Here is a 16583-nt window from a genome sequence, read left to right on the forward strand (position 1 = left end):
AACAAACAATAAAAAATATTTATGGTTGTAAAAAAAACGGCTTACGCCGTTTTTTATTTTTAGAAACGCATCCCGACGCCGGCGTATGCCAAGATTGGATTAATCTCGATATCTGCTTTAGAGCGAATGAGTTCGCCTAAGTTTTCATCACTCACCGTAATGGTGGTCTCATTTTTCAAATGCGCATAAGAAACAGAGCCAACAGCAAACCATTTATCATTGAAATCATAGGTGAAACCCACTGTGGCTACTGGAGCGAAAGTATCGGTTGCATCTAATTTTACTTTCGGATTCGCATCACTTTTTTTACCATCTAACGCTGCGCCCGCTTGATTATTTTGAATATTGGCAATCATATGACCGGCATTAATTAAGTCATTTTCAATGGTGGGATTGATTTTCAGTTCATTGAAATAAGCATAAAGAACCCCTAAGCCTACATAGGGACGGAACTTATTGACACCTGTTTTACCAAAATGATATTGCAGTTCAGCGGCAGGTGTCCAAGCACGGGCTGTTGCAGCAGCACCATGCGCAGCCAAGTCTGTGATCTCGATATCACTCTTGAGTGGTAAGTCACCAATAATTGCGCCGACACCTTCAGGCGATGCAGTTCCACTAAATGGCGCATAGATTTTACCTTTACCGGATAAATCGACCTTCGGTGGTATACCTGCTTTCACTTCTAAAGAAATATTGTCAGTGAAAAAGTAGTTCGTCATGATCCCTAGGGTGGTGACATCGTCCGCTTCCAAACCTGTCCCTGGATTTGACCAAGAATCTAAACCATAAATTTCTGCTTCACCTGCAACGCTACCTTTTAAATACTGAACGCCATTTTCATCTTCATATGAAACCAGTTTATTAATAATCGGTGTATTTAAAACGGTTTCTAACGCCTTTTTCTTCGCAGATGCGCCTTCGACAGTTTCATCAATTGCACCAAGCACTGAGCTAGTTTTGATATCGCCAACGCTAGACTTAAATCCTTCATGAATTGCAGTATTGACTTGAAAGGGTTGGGCTTTGCCTTGAGGCATCACGTGTAACGCACCGACAGACACGGAAAAACGCTTAAATCCATCACCATCTTTTAAACTAAAATAAGGTGAATCTGCATAGCTCATTGCGGGGAAAGCTGCCATTGTTCCAAGCACGCAAGCATAGATTTTTTTCATATAAGAGGACTCCATGTCCAAGTTTATTCATCATTGTTGTTATGGCATTATCTAAAATGAGGGCGAGAATTCTTGTCGCAAAATAGATCAGGCTTTGTTGTTCATACGTAACTAAATAACAAATAGGTTACAGTTCTTGATGATTTAAACAGGATTAATGTAATAAAAATCGCTTAAATATACGGCTAGAAAGTGGGTGCTGTTAGATGAATGTTCTACTTATGCGAATTAAAAGGAGTAGCGCATTTTTAGATTGATGTATGAAAGACATGAGCAAAAAGTGGTGAACGATCAAAACGATTTTGCACAAAGACCATATGCAAGATAAATTACAAATTACACCTGTCGTGGTTTTTTTTGTACAATAGCGCTAGATACTATTGAGTGACACACATGAGCTCCCCAAATTCTTCCACCAAGAAGAAGGCCTTGGTTAATTTGCCTTTTCCAATTAAACAAGCTGAACAAAATGCGGCAGAGGAAATCTTAGAAGATTTACGACCTAAACCGCAACGTTATGCAGACCGTACTTGGATGCCACCGCGTGGTACTCGCCGTTCGATGGGTAAACGTTAATTAAAAAAGCACTGAATTTCAGTGCTTTTTTTTATGATCATTATTTAATATTTTTTAAATGTTCCTAGGCATGCTGTTAACTAAGACTTCTTAGATTTATGCTCAGGCTTTGGTGGTGTGATTTGGCGTTTAGCATGCCAAGCATCGGCAAAGTCTTGTTCGTTAATATGATACAGCTCAAGTAATGCCAATACCACGCCACCAAAAAGCATCGGTTTTTCAGTTTGCTGTTGAAAATCTGGAATTTTAGTCTCTAGATTATGCAAAATATCTTGTATTTCAAATACACGATCGCGGTCATTGCTGTCGGTTGGATACATCGGTGTATTGACTAAGATTTTTGCCAAGCTCTTTTCATTGTCCGAAATATCTAAAGCATCAATCAGGGCATCCGATTCCGTCGCTAAAATGACAGCATCACAAAATAGACAATGTAAGAATGTATCCGTTAATTTAGGTAAAGGTTTTTCGACAAATGCTCTAAAAGATTGTGGGAAAATTACATTACGTGAAATGCCACGGAACATCGGTGCAATTTCTTCAATTTTATAACCTGCAATGCCACAACCGAGTGAGGTAATAAAATACTGAATTTTTGGATGATTTTTCGTGTAAATTTTAAAGTCATCAATATAGTGTTGAATTTGCGATAATGGCATTTGCTGCAAATGCTCATTAATGGTCGGAATCGCATAACTTTGACCTGACCAACCACGACCCACACCCTTTAAAGCGCCAAAATGTGTTAAAGCTGTTTTTGCTGCGCCGTCGATGTGCTGTCCTGCCAGATTACTACCAAAGACAAATACGGTATTTTTAGGTAATGCTTTGATAATGCTTTCGTCGTGGTATTTATAAGTCATGATGATGCGTTCTAGCTTATGTTTTACTCATGTTGCCTCGTTAATTCAGGCGGGTCAAGCAAGATTCATTTTCGATTGCAACAATCATTTTATCCGCAAAAATAATCAGGATAAAAACCAATTTTTCATTGGCAAAATGTAGTGATTGAGTATGTATAGATATGATTTTTTTAGCAGAGGCGTGCAAATCTGCTAAAATTAACGATCCGTATTTCGGCTGAGTTATGTATCTGTGAGTGAAAAAATCCCATTTCAACTGGTGACCGATTATCAACCTGCAGGTGATCAGCCTCAAGCCATCGAAAAATTAGTCAAAGGCATTGAGCAGGGTTATCACGATCAACTTTTATTGGGTGTCACCGGTTCCGGTAAAACCTACACCATGGCAAATGTGATTGCGCGTACGCAGCGCCCGACCATCGTCATGGCACACAATAAAACGCTTGCAGCACAGCTCTATGGCGAATTTAAAGCATTTTTCCCGAATAACGCGGTTGAATACTTCGTCAGTTATTACGATTATTATCAGCCTGAAGCCTATGTGCCATCTTCCGATACATTTATTGAGAAAGATGCTGCTATTAATGATCATATTGACCAAATGCGTTTGTCTGCAACACGGGCATTACTCGAACGTCGAGATGCGATTATTGTTGCGTCAGTCTCTGCGATTTATGGTTTGGGTGACCCTAATGCGTATATGAGCATGTTATTGCATATTGTGCAGGGTGACCGGCTGAATCGTGATGAGATTATTCGTCGTTTGGTCGAAATGCAATATAGCCGTAACGAGCTTGAATTCTTACGCGGTACGTACCGTATTCGTGGTGAAATTATTGATATTTTCCCTGCGGAATCGGATAAAGACGCCATTCGTATTGAACTCTTCGATGATGAAGTCGACTCCATCCGTTGGTTTGATCCATTAACTGGAAAAATGGTGCGTAAAGTGCCACGCGTCACGATTTATCCAAAAAGCCATTATGTAACACCTAAGGATAATTTAGCCCGCGCCATAGAAACTATTCGTGAAGAGCTCAAAGAGCGTTTGGTATTTTTCCGTGAAAATGACAAATTGCTTGAAGCGCAGCGCATTGAACAGCGAACTCGTTATGATTTAGAAATGATGCAGCAATTGGGATATACCAACGGCATCGAAAACTATTCACGGCATTTATCGGGTCGACCAAGCGGGGAAGCACCACCGACTTTATTTGATTATATTCCCGATGATGCATTGCTAATTATTGATGAATCGCATGTCACGGTGTCGCAGATTGGTGCGATGTACAAAGGTGACCGTTCACGTAAAGAAAATTTAGTGAATTATGGTTTCCGCTTACCGAGTGCACTCGATAATCGCCCTATGAAATTTGAAGAATGGGAACGTATTGTACCGACGACGGTATATGTGAGTGCCACGCCTGCGCATTATGAATTGGAAAAATCTCAACAAATTGTTGAACAAGTGGTGCGTCCAACAGGTTTGATTGATCCTGAAATTGAAATTCGTCCTGTATTGACTCAAGTCGATGATGTGTTGTCTGAGATTAACTTACGTAAAGATTTAAATGAGCGGGTCTTGGTGACGACATTGACCAAGCGTATGGCGGAAGATTTAACGTCTTATTTAAAAGAATATGGCATTAAAGTGGCATATTTGCATTCTGATATCGACACTGTAGAACGCGTGAAGATTATTCATGAATTACGTACCGGTGTGCATGATGTACTCATTGGCATTAACTTGTTGCGTGAAGGTTTAGATATGCCAGAAGTATCTTTGGTTGCCATTTTAGATGCCGATAAAGAAGGTTTCTTACGCTCTGAACGTTCACTCATTCAAACGATTGGGCGTGCTGCACGTAACTTAAAAGGGCGTGCGATTTTATATGCAGATCGCATTACCGATTCTATGCGTAAAGCCATTGATGAGACTGATCGCCGTCGTGCCAAGCAAATTCAATACAATGAAGAACATGGCATCACACCACGCAGTGCTGTTCGCCAAATTATCAAAGAAATTGATACAGGCGAAGTGCTAGATGATGATCAAATTGATGAAAATATCTCACAACAAGCGCGCGCACTAAGTGCGGATGAACGCCATATTTTGGCAAATCCGAAGATGTTAGCGAAACATATGAGCAAGCTTGAAAAAGAGATGCTCAAAGCATCGAAAGATTTACAGTTTGAACAAGCTGCTCGTTTACGAGATGAGATTTTACGTTTAAAAGCGCAAATGCTGAGTTAATTTTAAGGTAATTAAATTATGTTAGATTTACGTAAATTATATCGTAAATCTAACATAACGCTACACAACTGAAATGCGGATAAGGCTATTTTAAGCATTGATATTTCAAGTAAATCTGATCTTTTTATAAAATAGGTAGCTTTATGACAACAAAGAATCTCCCCGTTGCTGGTTTAAGATTGGCGAAAATTGCCGTTGGTGGCGCTGTATTATTGGGTTTAGGGGCAGCAAGCATGGCGTATGCTAAACCTGCGGACAATTTACCGACTGTTGAAAAAGTAGAACTCGATCGTTATTTGGGTAAATGGTACGAAGTTGCGCGTAAACCACTGTCGTTCCAAAAGAAGTGTGATCGTGATGTGACTGCCATGTATACCTTAAATGAAAATGGCAATATTAAAGTCGATAACCGTTGTTTCACCAAAGCGGGTGAGCAAACGGGTTCTGTGGGCGAAGCATATGTGCAAAATGCACCGTATAACACCAAATTAAAAGTGAGCTTCTTACCAGAAGTGATCCGCTGGTTGCCTGTCGGTCGCGGTGATTACTGGGTCCTTAAAATTGACGATGATTATCAAACAGTTTTAGTCGGCGAGCCGAAACGAAAATATATGTGGGTACTATCACGTACACCAAATCCAGATCAAAAGGTGGTGGGTGAGTATTTAGAGTATGCAAAATCGGTTGGTTATGACTTAGGTGATGTGATTCATACCAAGCAAACGCAAAAATAATAAACACATTTAAAAAAGACCATGTTGCGGCATGGTTTTTTTATGCCCATATTTTCATAAAAAGTAGAGATACAACTTCATTATAAATGATGAATATTCAAGCTTTCGCTTTGACTAATCGTTATAATCCTTGCGAATGATCTTAGGTTTTAGGCATGTATAAAGGCATTGCACTTTCAGTTTTAGCATCACTTGTTTTTGGTGTTCTGTATATTTTTACGCCTTTTTTGCAGCCTTTAGACAGCGAGCAAACCTTTGCGTGGCGTATGTTAGCCACTTTGCCATTTTTAACGGCATTTATGTGGTGGACAGGTGATCTTAAATATGTCGCCGAAATCTTTAAACGCATCCTTAAACAGCCCTCGATTCTCATTTGGCTCATCATCAGCTCATTACTCTGTACTACACAACTCTGGTTGTTTTTATGGGGACCGATTAACGGTCGCGGCTTAGAGGTTTCCCTTGGGTATTTTTTATTGCCTTTAGTGATGGTGTTGGTCGGTTGTATTCTTTATAAAGAGAAAATGTCCAAGTTACAGATTCTTGCCGTCATTTTTGCGGTGATTGGTGTCGGACATGAGATTTGGCGGATTGGTGCGATTGCTTGGGAAACAGTGTATGTGGCATTGGCCTATCCATTATATTTCTTTATGCGCCGTAAATTTGGCACAGACCATTTAGGCGGGTTTTGGTGGGATTTATTTTTAATTTTACCTGTGGCGATTTATCTGGGCTTTATCTATTCAGAGTCCATGCCACTGTTCTTTAGCGCGCCACATCTCATATTTACCGTACTGGGACTTGGTTTTTTAAGTGCATTGGGCTTGGGAAGTTATATTCTAGCGAGTCGTTATTTACCTTTTGTCGTTTTCGGTTTACTGAGTTATTTAGAACCTGTGCTATTGGCATTTGCTTCCATGGCATTAGGCGAACGTGTCGAAGCGGGTGAGTGGTTGACGTATATTCCAATTTGGTTAGCCGTATTTGTGTTAATTGTAGAAGGAATCTTACATTTACGTCAGCAACAGAAAAACAAGCGTGATTTACTAAAAAATGTGGATCAGTTTGAGCAACGTAAGACACCGCAATAAATGAGTCTTAGCATCTACATCGATTAAATTAAGTGATCTGTAGATTCGTTAGGAAAACCTCACAAGCTTTGAACATGAAACGTTGTTTGAATAAACAACATTTAACAAAATTTTGAAATTTGCGTGTGAAAAGTGATTTTTATTATTTTTAAATGCAAAATCATTTAGCTAATTGCAACTATTTCTCAAATTTATACTGAATATACGGCAAAAAGCCGCCGTCTAAGTCAGCTTTTGATTCAAACTTGCAGCCAATTCCATTACAATTATGGGGTTTTGAAATTTATGCCTAGATTTACAACTAATTAGAGGACGTATCTGTGAGCAAAGACACTATCGTTGCCCTACATGCAGAGCACCAAGGTCGCTGGAAAAACCGCGAAGAATTAGCGGAACGTATGATTGCCCTTGTGGGTCAGTTATATCGCGAAAAAAACATCGTAGCAACAGTATACGGTCGTTCTTTAATCAACCGCTCTGTGATTCAAATTCTGAAAGCACACCGTCGCGCACGCGTATTGGATGTTGAACTTTCAGTCGTGAACACTTTCCCAATTCTTGAAGCATTGGCTAAAGTTGAGAACATCGGTACAGCTGAAATTGATCTAGGCAAACTTGCTGAAGACTTTAAAGCAAAAGGCGGCGATATTGATGCATTCGTTGCGGATGCGGTTCAATCACTACAAGGCAATGCAGCAACTGTAGAACATAAAGACGTTGTGCTTTATGGTTTCGGTCGTATCGGTCGTATCCTTGCGCGCTTAATGATCAGCCAATCAGGTCTAGGTCGTGGTCTAAACCTTAAAGCGATTGTTGTTCGTAAATCATCTGATGGTGATTTAGAGAAACGTGCGTCTTTGTTACGTCGTGACTCTATTCACGGTCCATTTGCAGGTACGATTTCTGTAGATGAAGAAAATGAAGCAATCATCGCAAATGGTAACTTCATTAAAGTGATTTATGCATCTAATCCTTCTGAAGTAGATTACACAGCATATGGCATTAACAACGCGCTTGTGATCGACAACACTGGTAAATGGCGTGATTCAGAAGGTCTTGCTCAACACCTTCAATGCCCAGGCGCTGCACGTGTGATTCTAACTGCACCTGGTAAAGGTGATATGAAGAACGTTGTATTTGGTGTGAACCAAGCGGACATCCTTGATGAAGACAAAATCATCTCTGCTGCAAGCTGCACAACAAACGCAATCACACCGACACTTAAAGTGTTAAACGACAAATATACTGTGATTAATGGTCACGTTGAAACTGTTCACTCGTTCACAAACGACCAGAACTTAATCGACAACTACCATAAAGCGGATCGTCGTGGTCGTGCTGCAACATTGAACATGGTCATTACTGAAACTGGTGCTGCGAAAGCAGTTGCGAAAGCACTTCCTGCACTTCAAGGTAAATTGACAGGTAATTCTGTACGTGTACCAACACCAAACGTATCGCTTGCTATTCTAAACTTAACGTTAGATAAAGAAGTTGATCGTGAAGAAGTGAACGAATACATTCGTCAAATTTCAATCAGCTCGAACCTTCAAGGTCAAATTGGTTATACCAACTCGACTGAAGTTGTATCATCTGACTTTATCGGTTCACGCACTGCTGGTGTATTTGATGCGCAAGCAACAATCACTTCAGGCAACCGTTTAACAGCTTATGTTTGGTACGATAACGAAGTGGGTTATAGCTGCCAAGTATTACGTATTGCTGAACAAATGGGCGGCGTAAGCTATCCAAAAGTTCCTGCTGAAACAAATGCATAATTTGTTTTAAGTAATAAAAAGAGCCTCATTTGAGGCTCTTTTTTTATGCAAATCTACTCTAAAATGATTGCTCAAGATTCAGATGAAAAGCATCGTTGATACGCCAAGATCAGTGGATAAGCGCAGGTTCATACGATAAAATTTGTAGTCAGTTATAAAATATGACGTAAAGATGAACAATAAAATAAGCTTGAATTAATGGGATCAAATACCTCATACAAAAAATTGCAAACTAGATCACATTTATATTGATAATAAAAGAAAGAAGAGGACAAGGATTGCCTTTTGAGAATTAAATACGTTGTAAGTGGTGTGCTCATCATGATTGCTGCCGCAGTCTGTGGGCTAATGATTGCGATCTGGATTTTTCAGCATTTTAAAATTCATATCCCACTGGAAAATCAAAAAGTTAAAATTGATTTGCTTGAACCGCTACAAGCACAAGTACAAATTCATGATGCCTTAGATGTAGATGTTTCTGGGCGGGTGAATACTGAAATTCCCATTAAGGAAAATCTGAATATTCCTTTAACTCAAACGTTAAATCCACGTGTCTATTTTGATAATCAAGTACCGATTAAAACTAGCATTCCCGTTCGTGAACGCTTGGTTGTGCAACAGTTCATGCCCATTGATACCAAGGTTAAGGTCAAAATTTTAGGTAAAGATGTCACGCTGCCTTTACGTGGCAATATCCCAATTAATTTAAATATTCCCCTGAATTTAGATGTGCCGCTTGAACAAAAGGTTCATTTGAAGTTTGACGCTCCCGTGAAAGCCGTCCTCAAAGAAAATCTGCATATTCCACTCGATACCACCATCAAAACCAATATTCCCATTCAGGGTCATTTGAACGTTCCTATTAAAACAGCACTTAAAGCCACTGTGGATGTACAAAACACTTTGCCGATTAACATTAAACAGGGTCAATTGGTCATTCCGTTAAACACATTACAGCTAAAGAAAAGACAACAATCACTTGATGCTGAAGGGCAGTAGCAGATGCCGATGTCAAAGATGCTGTGTTATAGCTTGATCAGTTTTATGATGTTGACGGTATTGATTGCTGCATTATTTTGGCTTTATCTCAACATTCAAGCATCGATGTATGTCAGTGCACAAAATGCCTCAGTGCGCTTGTCTGATCAACTACCGACTAAGATTGCAGTTGGAAACTACTTACAAACACATGCTAAGGGTCAGCTCGATACCATTATTGATATTGATCGTCAGATTGAACTTCCGCTGCAAGGGAAATACTTAGCCAATCTGCAATTTGTCGTTGAAGTTCCTGTTAATGTCGAGGTGGATTATCAAACCCATATTGAAGTCGATCAAGTCATGCCTTTGGAGGCGGATACCAGTTTGATTTATAAAACGAAATTTTTACCCAAGTTTCCACTCAAACTCGATATTCCGATCAAACTGTCTGTGCCATTTCACTTAAAACGAAACTATCAAATTCCGATTCAAATTCGTTTTAATGGCCCTGTGTATATGCAATTTAATGAGAAATTACAGCTTGATGTGAAGCATCAATTTAAACCAACCATTGAGCTAAACGATGCCATGACCATGCGTAAAATTGCAGATTTTAATGCCACACTCAAAAATATTGAACGCGATACAGAAGCCAATTTAGATATGAAGATGGACTTAGGCTTAAACCAAATCCATCCATAAATTTAAAATGCTTTAAATGTTGCTACACCAACAATGATTGAATCGCATGACTTAAAGATGTCGTTGGACGACCCAACAATTGCTCTAAATCTCGACTTTCACTGAACATAGCACCATCGGCAGTTTTTAGGTCAACTTCCGTTAAGAAGCTTGCTAAGCCTTCGGGTAGTCCTGCTTGGATCAAAGCTGCTTGATAAGCATTGGCGCTTAAATTTTCATAACGTACGGGTTGATTGGCAACTTGAGCGATTACCGCTGCTAACTCTGCTTTCGTAAAACTCTGTGATGCTGCAAGTTCATAGGTTTGATTTGATAGGACAGGACTAAGTAATACCCGTACTGTGGCTTCAGCATAGTCTGAGCGTGTAGCAGCACTGATTAAACCTTCGCCTGATGCGCCATAAATAACACCCGACGCAATATCGTGTTGAAGCGAACCCAAATAATTTTCCATATACCAATTATTACGAAGGAAGGTATAACTTAAACCGCTCTCTCGAATCAGTTGCTCCGTTTCACGATGCTCCTGCGCTAAACCTAGAACTGAGTGCTCTGCATTTAGTAAGCTGGTATAAGCAATATAAGGAACGCCTGCCGCTTTTGCAGCATCAATCACGGCTTTATGTTGTGGTGTACGACGACCAATTTCGTTTCCAGAAATAAGCAGTAATTTATCAATACCTTCGAGAGCTGGCTCAAGTGTCTCGATGTGATCATAATCGAAATGGCGAACTTCAATGCCTTGAGCTTTAAATGATGCTGCTTTTTCAGGATGACGAACTAAAGCCACAATATCGTGTTCATTAGACAATGAGACTAAGTGTTGAATCACGCGTTGACCGAGTTGTCCAGTCGCGCCTGTAATTGCAATTTTCATCGTTGAACCCTCTCTTTTTAGATTAAAAAATAGACTTGATGAATAAATCTTAATCTGATAACTTACTAAATGTAAGTACGTACCAAAAAGTAAGCTTATTACCCAAAGGAAAGATTTTTATGTCTGCTTATGAAAACAGTAAATTATTAGGGCAAGTTTTATCGGCGAATTGTCCGTCGCGGGAAATTTTGGAACATCTGACGAATAAATGGTCGGTGTTAGTATTACGCTGCTTGAATGAAGGTGTGCATCGTTTTAGTGAACTCAAAAAACGCATTGAAGGTATCAGTGAAAAAATGCTCGCGCAAACTTTAAAAATGCTAGAGCAGGACGGTTTTATTTTAAGAACGGTGTATCCCGTTGTGCCGCCCAAAGTTGAGTATCAATTGACGCTGACAGGTTCACAAGCGGCGGATAAAGTGATTCAAATGGTCAATTGGATTGAGCGTGGTTTGCCTGAGATTTTGGAAGCGAAGTCGACCATCGCTTAATTTGTTTCTAAATTGCTTTTGGGGAAGCAATGTGATGAAAAAATCTGAAAATTTGGTTGCTACATTGTTAGTCATCTACGGGATTTTATGTGCGATTAGTATCGCACTCTATGCACTGATTCAGTTATTTGTCGATGATAAGCCTACTGCAACAAATCTTTTACTTTGGTCAGCAACCATATTTGCGCCAATAGCTGTACTCATGACGTATACAAGTTGGAAGGAACAAAAAAGAGAAGAAGAAGTAGCCAACTTAGCACGTAAACTTCATATTGATCTAACTAAAATAAGTTCTTTTGTAGTAGACATAGCTCAATCGCAAAATCCTAAATCCCGAACTACACTCATCCAAAAGGATGGAGCAAAGTATTTGCTTAAAAACTTTTCCTCTATAATTTCAATACATATGGGTGATTTAGGAAGAGTAAAAGAATATTGTAATGATGAATATTCTAAGGTCATCGACACTTTCTTATTAGAAACAGAGAAGGTGCATCAATATATTGTCTACAGTGCTTGGGAGTTGAGAAAAGTAGATTATCAAGGTGTAGATCTATCTGATTATCACAATAATTTTAGAAGAATGTGTGATTGTCTATTTGAGATATCGAATTACAGAAATTAATGTCTTTAATTTACTCATTTGTATCATTCAAACAGAATAATGCGAAGAATTTTATCTAAGTGAACCAAATTCTTGTAAAGATGAGCCATCTTCATGGAATAGTCCATAAATATAGTCGAGAAATTTAGTAAAATGTGGCAGAATATGCGGTTTTAAAGTTTTTAGAGGATTGGCATTATGCGCTTTGTTGATGAAGCAGTCATTACCGTAGAGGCTGGCGACGGTGGCAATGGCGTAGCCAGTTTTCGCCGTGAAAAATTCGTACCATTTGGTGGTCCAGATGGTGGTGATGGTGGCCGTGGCGGTAGCATTTATGTTGAAGCAAACGACGACACCAGTACGCTAGTTGATTATCGTTTTACACGTCGTTATCGTGCAGAACGAGCAAAAAATGGCCGTGGCGCGAACTGCGCAGGTCGTGGCGGTGAAGACACTATTTTACTCGTTCCAGTGGGAACGACGATTGTTGACGTTGAATCAGGCGATATTATCGGTGATTTAGTCGAAGACGGCCAACGTGTGCTTGTGGCAAAAGGCGGTGATGGTGGTTTGGGTAATACTCATTTCAAATCATCGACCAACCGTTCACCACGTAAATGTACACACGGTCAAAAAGGTGAATTCCGCGAAGTACGTTTAGAACTTAAAGTACTTGCAGATGTCGGTTTGTTGGGTATGCCAAATGCGGGTAAATCTACCTTCATTCGTGCCGTTTCAGCAGCGAAACCAAAAGTGGCAGATTATCCATTTACGACCATGGTACCTAACCTTGGTGTTGTCGATGCCGATCGTTATCGTTCATTCGTTATGGCCGATATTCCGGGTCTGATCGAAGGTGCGTCGGAAGGTGCAGGCTTAGGTATTCGCTTCTTAAAACATTTGGCACGTACACGTATTTTATTGCATATCGTTGACGTTCAACCGATTGATGGTTCAGATCCTGTTTACAACGCAAAAGCAATCTTGAAAGAGTTAGAAAAATTCTCCCCAACACTTTCAAAATTACAAGTTGTCCTCGTGCTGAACAAAGTCGATCAATTGGCAGAAGAAACACGCGAAGAATGGTGTAACCATATTATTGAAGAATTACAGTGGGAAGGTCCCGTCTTCAAAACTTCAGGCTTAACGGCTGAAGGCACAAAAGACGTGGTTTACTACTTGATGGATCAAATTGATGAGCAGCGCGAGCGCGAAACAGAAGATCCAGAATATGCTGCAGAAATGAAAGCATTCCGTGATCAGCTTGAAGCTGAAACACGTGAACAAACCATCGCTGCAAAAGAAGCGTATCGTGAGATGCGTCGTCAACAACGTCTTGCCGGTATTTTGGGCGACGACGAAGATGATGAAGATGGCGATGACGGTGATGTGGAAGTGTACTACGTACGCTAATCTCTGAATAAGAGTCTGAGGACAAAATGGTAGAAGTGGTGGATGAGCTACGTCAGCTCAAGGGTTTTAAACGAATTGTCGTTAAAATCGGATCTTCTTTACTCACAGCAAACGGGCAAGGTTTAGATATTGCAGCAATCACGCATTGGGCGGGACAAATTGCAGATCTACACAATGCCGGACACGAAATTATTTTGGTGTCATCGGGTGCTGTCGCAGAAGGAATGGTTCGCATGAAGCTACAAGAACGACCCACCGATCTACCCAGTCTTCAAGCCTGTGCTGCCATTGGTCAAATGGGTTTAATTCAAACGTGGTCGAGTGTATTGGAAAATCAATCCATTCAAACTGCGCAAGTCTTACTGACCCATGACGACTTGGCGGATCGTCGTCGTTATCTCAACTCATGTGATGCTTTACAGCATTTGATTGAGTGGCGTGTGATTCCTGTTATCAATGAAAATGACACAGTATCCACCGACGAAATTCGCTTCGGTGATAATGATACGTTGGCTGCAATGGTGGCAGGTCAGGTACACGCAGATCTCTTGATTATCCTTACCGATCAAGAAGGTATGTTTGACTCTGACCCACGTTCAAACCCTAATGCCAAACTGTTCCATACCGTACGTGCCATGGATGAAAGTCTATTTGATATGGCAGGCGGTGGTGGCAAGTTTGGTCGTGGCGGTATGCTGACCAAAGTACGTGCTGCACGTTTAGCTGCGAAATCGGGTTGTCCGACCTTAATTGCCAGCGGTGATAGTGATAATGTGTTATCACGCCTCATGTCAGGCGAGTTATTGGGCACAATGTTTGTGACCGATAAAGACCGTATGACTGCACATCAACAATGGCTTGCTGCGCACTTGCAAACTGCAGGACGTTTAGTGATTGATGATGGTGCGGTGAAGGCAATTAAAGAAAACCATCGTAGCTTATTGCCTGTAGGGGTTAAAGCAGTCGAAGGTCACTTTGAGCGTGGTGATGTGGTTGAATGTGTCGATACCCAAGGTCATCGTATTGCGGTCGGTCGTGTCAACTTTAGTTCACGTTCTGCGGATATTGTTCGCGGTTTGGCGTCAGACAAAGTTCATCAGGTTTTAGGTGAAGCACGTTCACTTGAGATGATCCATCGAAATCATATGGCAATTTATTGATTTTGCCTCTGCATAAAAAATCCCGCTTTCGAGCGGGATTTTTTTATTCTAGTTTATATTTACCGAATCCATTCTTTACGAATAAAAATGCCAAAGATTTTCTGATGAATCCATAAAATCCCATCCATCAATTTATCTGAATATTTCCACCACAAAGGTAAGCCTGTCAAATTGATTATCAAGGCAATGAAAAATGCCCCAAGCATATCAATCGGGAAGTGCACACCGACATAAACCCGAGACCATGCCACCAGCCAGGCGACACACAGTAAAATTCGCCCTAAATCACGTTTAACTGAGAAGTAATACGCGAATGCAATACCACTAAAAATACTCATATGATTGCTTGGGAAAGATCCCGTTGCATCATGCTCAATGAGCGTCTGACCAACGTGCATCACGAAAGGACGCGGTGTATGTAAAACAGCAGATAAAACTTCACTGATTAAAAGTGTGATTGCCGTAAAAATAAAAGCTTTAACAATGCCTGTTTTTGTTTCTCGATTGCCCATAAACCATGCGATTGCAAACACAATCAGCATCACGTAAACCAGATCATGCGCAATAAACATCGCATAGTGCATCATCATTGAAGAAGCGTGTTCAGGGACATTCAGTGTTTGAAATAAGTCTAAGTTAAGTTGTTGGATTGACATGGAAGACTGGCATTGCACAAAAGACGGCTTACTTTAATCAGATGCAGACTGAATTTATACACTCCATTGCACGAATTTGTAGCAATGATGTTTGAATTGAAATGTCACTTGATAAAAAACCACCATCAAGGTGGTTTTTTATTCAATTATTCAACTGTTTTATTTCAATTGAATTGAGCCGTTTGCACTAATCGTCATTTGTGATTCGCCCGCAGCCACATTTTGCTCAGTGACTGCCATATCATTTGATGCTGCTTTCATCATACTCATACGGGGTACAGGCTGATGGCTATAGCTGTTGGTATTCATATTTAAGCTGACCAACTGATAACCTGATTTATGCCATGCTTGTGCCAAGCTTTGAGCACGTTGTTGGAAATTTTTAGAGGCTTCAATCATCAATTCATTTTCGACTTTTTTACGCTGTTCATCTGAAACAGTGAAGTTAATTGACTCAGTTTGGAAGTTTTGTTGCAGCTCAGCAATCAGTTGAGACGTGGCTTTAAAATCTTTTGATTCAATACGAACCTGTGCACGACCACGCCATTCTTTGAGTTTTCGGTTGTCATTGTCATAAATTGGATAAGTACTTTGTGAACCCGTTTCAATTTTGACAGATGGATATTTTTTAGCAGCAGCCACGGCCGAATTCATTAATTGATTTATGTCAGTCGCAAGTTGTGCAGGTTGTTTATTCGATTTTTCAATATACAAAGTCGCATGCATTTCATCATTGGAAATTTCACGATTTGCTTCAGCCGTTAAGTTAATAATATTGTAATTCAGCGGTTCAGTGGGTGCGGCAAAACTGAGTGTAGAAAGTGCAGCAGCAATGAGCGCTGTCGAAATTGGCAAAAGACGCATATTTTTTATCCTATTTTTTAAAAAATGTAACGATATTTCTGTATTTAAGCATATTAAATCTTAATCGTGATGAATATACGAAGATCGTGTCTAATCATTGTTAATCACTAGGATTTATTTTCTTTATTATTTTAATTTATATTTAATATAATCAATAACTTGATTGATTTTTTATGCGCTGTTTTGTCATCGAATTTGATGCTTTTTAAGCAAGTAAAACTCGGGTTAAATACGCAATAAAATTAGAATTTTGCTTGGAATTCATACATATTCTTTGTTTAGTAAAACTTTTCGTAAGAATCTTATAGATTTTAGTAGCAAAAACTCTATATTTTTTTTAAAAAAACTGTATCATCCGCCA

The 16583-nt window shown here is 39.9% G+C and carries 16 protein-coding genes; 11 read left to right on the forward strand and 5 right to left on the reverse strand.

What is annotated here, in order from left to right:
• Positions 1-59: 59 nt before the first annotated feature.
• The gene (locus GFH30_RS04630; protein ID WP_153371121.1) at positions 60-1178 is read right to left on the reverse strand and encodes an OmpW/AlkL family protein; all 1119 of its coding nucleotides are present in this window, start codon (positions 1176-1178) and stop codon (positions 60-62) included.
• Positions 1179-1571: 393 nt separating this feature from the next.
• Here GFH30_RS04630 and GFH30_RS04635 point away from each other — a divergent pair, with 393 nt between their 5' ends.
• A complete protein-coding gene (locus GFH30_RS04635; protein ID WP_153371122.1) occupies positions 1572-1754 on the forward strand; it encodes a hypothetical protein in 183 nt (60 codons plus the stop codon).
• Positions 1755-1834: 80 nt separating this feature from the next.
• Here GFH30_RS04635 and GFH30_RS04640 read toward each other — a convergent pair whose 3' ends face one another.
• Entirely contained in the window at positions 1835-2617 is a 783-nt protein-coding gene (locus tag GFH30_RS04640; RefSeq protein WP_153371123.1) for an A1S_2505 family phage non-structural protein, read from the reverse strand.
• A 232-nt stretch (positions 2618-2849) separates the two neighbouring features.
• On the opposite strand from GFH30_RS04640, the gene uvrB reads away from it, so the two are divergent.
• From uvrB to GFH30_RS04670, 6 genes are all read left to right on the forward strand, one after another.
• Positions 2850-4871, forward strand: a complete 2022-nt coding sequence (gene uvrB / locus GFH30_RS04645) for an excinuclease ABC subunit UvrB (RefSeq protein ID WP_153371124.1) — start codon at positions 2850-2852, stop codon at positions 4869-4871.
• A gap of 143 nt (positions 4872-5014) precedes the next feature.
• On the forward strand, positions 5015-5605 hold the full coding sequence (locus GFH30_RS04650) for a lipocalin family protein (protein ID WP_153371125.1): 591 nt from the start codon (positions 5015-5017) through the stop codon (positions 5603-5605).
• A 155-nt stretch (positions 5606-5760) separates the two neighbouring features.
• Complete coding sequence (rarD, locus tag GFH30_RS04655; protein ID WP_153371126.1) at positions 5761-6696, forward strand: EamA family transporter RarD; 936 nt, start codon at positions 5761-5763, stop codon at positions 6694-6696.
• Positions 6697-7016: 320 nt separating this feature from the next.
• Positions 7017-8474: a glyceraldehyde-3-phosphate dehydrogenase gene (locus tag GFH30_RS04660; protein WP_153371127.1), complete on the forward strand. Its 1458-nt coding sequence runs from the start codon at positions 7017-7019 to the stop codon at positions 8472-8474.
• Between the two features lie 321 nt (positions 8475-8795).
• Positions 8796-9473: an MFS transporter gene (locus tag GFH30_RS04665; RefSeq protein ID WP_406565747.1), complete on the forward strand. Its 678-nt coding sequence runs from the start codon at positions 8796-8798 to the stop codon at positions 9471-9473.
• A gap of 9 nt (positions 9474-9482) precedes the next feature.
• Entirely contained in the window at positions 9483-10157 is a 675-nt protein-coding gene (locus GFH30_RS04670; RefSeq protein WP_153373358.1) for a hypothetical protein, read from the forward strand.
• Between the two features lie 22 nt (positions 10158-10179).
• Here GFH30_RS04670 and GFH30_RS04675 read toward each other — a convergent pair whose 3' ends face one another.
• Positions 10180-11034 carry an SDR family oxidoreductase gene (locus GFH30_RS04675; protein WP_153371129.1) on the reverse strand — a complete coding sequence of 285 codons (855 nt, stop codon included), beginning with the start codon at positions 11032-11034 and terminating at the stop codon, positions 10180-10182.
• 119 nt (positions 11035-11153) lie between these two features.
• Between GFH30_RS04675 and GFH30_RS04680 the strand changes: the two genes are divergently transcribed.
• The 4 genes from GFH30_RS04680 to proB all read left to right on the forward strand — a co-directional run bounded on the left by GFH30_RS04680 (position 11154) and on the right by proB (position 14702).
• The gene (locus GFH30_RS04680) at positions 11154-11525 is read left to right on the forward strand and encodes a winged helix-turn-helix transcriptional regulator (protein WP_153371130.1); all 372 of its coding nucleotides are present in this window, start codon (positions 11154-11156) and stop codon (positions 11523-11525) included.
• A 34-nt stretch (positions 11526-11559) separates the two neighbouring features.
• Entirely contained in the window at positions 11560-12150 is a 591-nt protein-coding gene (locus GFH30_RS04685) for a hypothetical protein (protein ID WP_153371131.1), read from the forward strand.
• A gap of 177 nt (positions 12151-12327) precedes the next feature.
• Positions 12328-13542 (forward strand): Obg family GTPase CgtA, encoded by a 1215-nt coding sequence (gene cgtA, locus GFH30_RS04690; RefSeq protein ID WP_153371132.1) that lies wholly within the window; start codon positions 12328-12330, stop codon positions 13540-13542.
• A gap of 26 nt (positions 13543-13568) precedes the next feature.
• Positions 13569-14702 carry a glutamate 5-kinase gene (gene proB / locus GFH30_RS04695; protein WP_153371133.1) on the forward strand — a complete coding sequence of 378 codons (1134 nt, stop codon included), beginning with the start codon at positions 13569-13571 and terminating at the stop codon, positions 14700-14702.
• Between the two features lie 59 nt (positions 14703-14761).
• Here the strand turns inward: proB and GFH30_RS04700 are convergent, their stop codons facing one another.
• Positions 14762-15358 carry a phosphatase PAP2 family protein gene (locus tag GFH30_RS04700; RefSeq protein ID WP_153371134.1) on the reverse strand — a complete coding sequence of 199 codons (597 nt, stop codon included), beginning with the start codon at positions 15356-15358 and terminating at the stop codon, positions 14762-14764.
• Between the two features lie 159 nt (positions 15359-15517).
• On the reverse strand, positions 15518-16222 hold the full coding sequence (locus GFH30_RS04705; protein WP_153371135.1) for an SIMPL domain-containing protein: 705 nt from the start codon (positions 16220-16222) through the stop codon (positions 15518-15520).
• Between the last annotated feature and the right edge of the window lie 361 nt (positions 16223-16583).

The organism is Acinetobacter wanghuae (assembly GCF_009557235.1).
Lineage (GTDB): Bacteria > Pseudomonadota > Gammaproteobacteria > Pseudomonadales > Moraxellaceae > Acinetobacter > Acinetobacter wanghuae.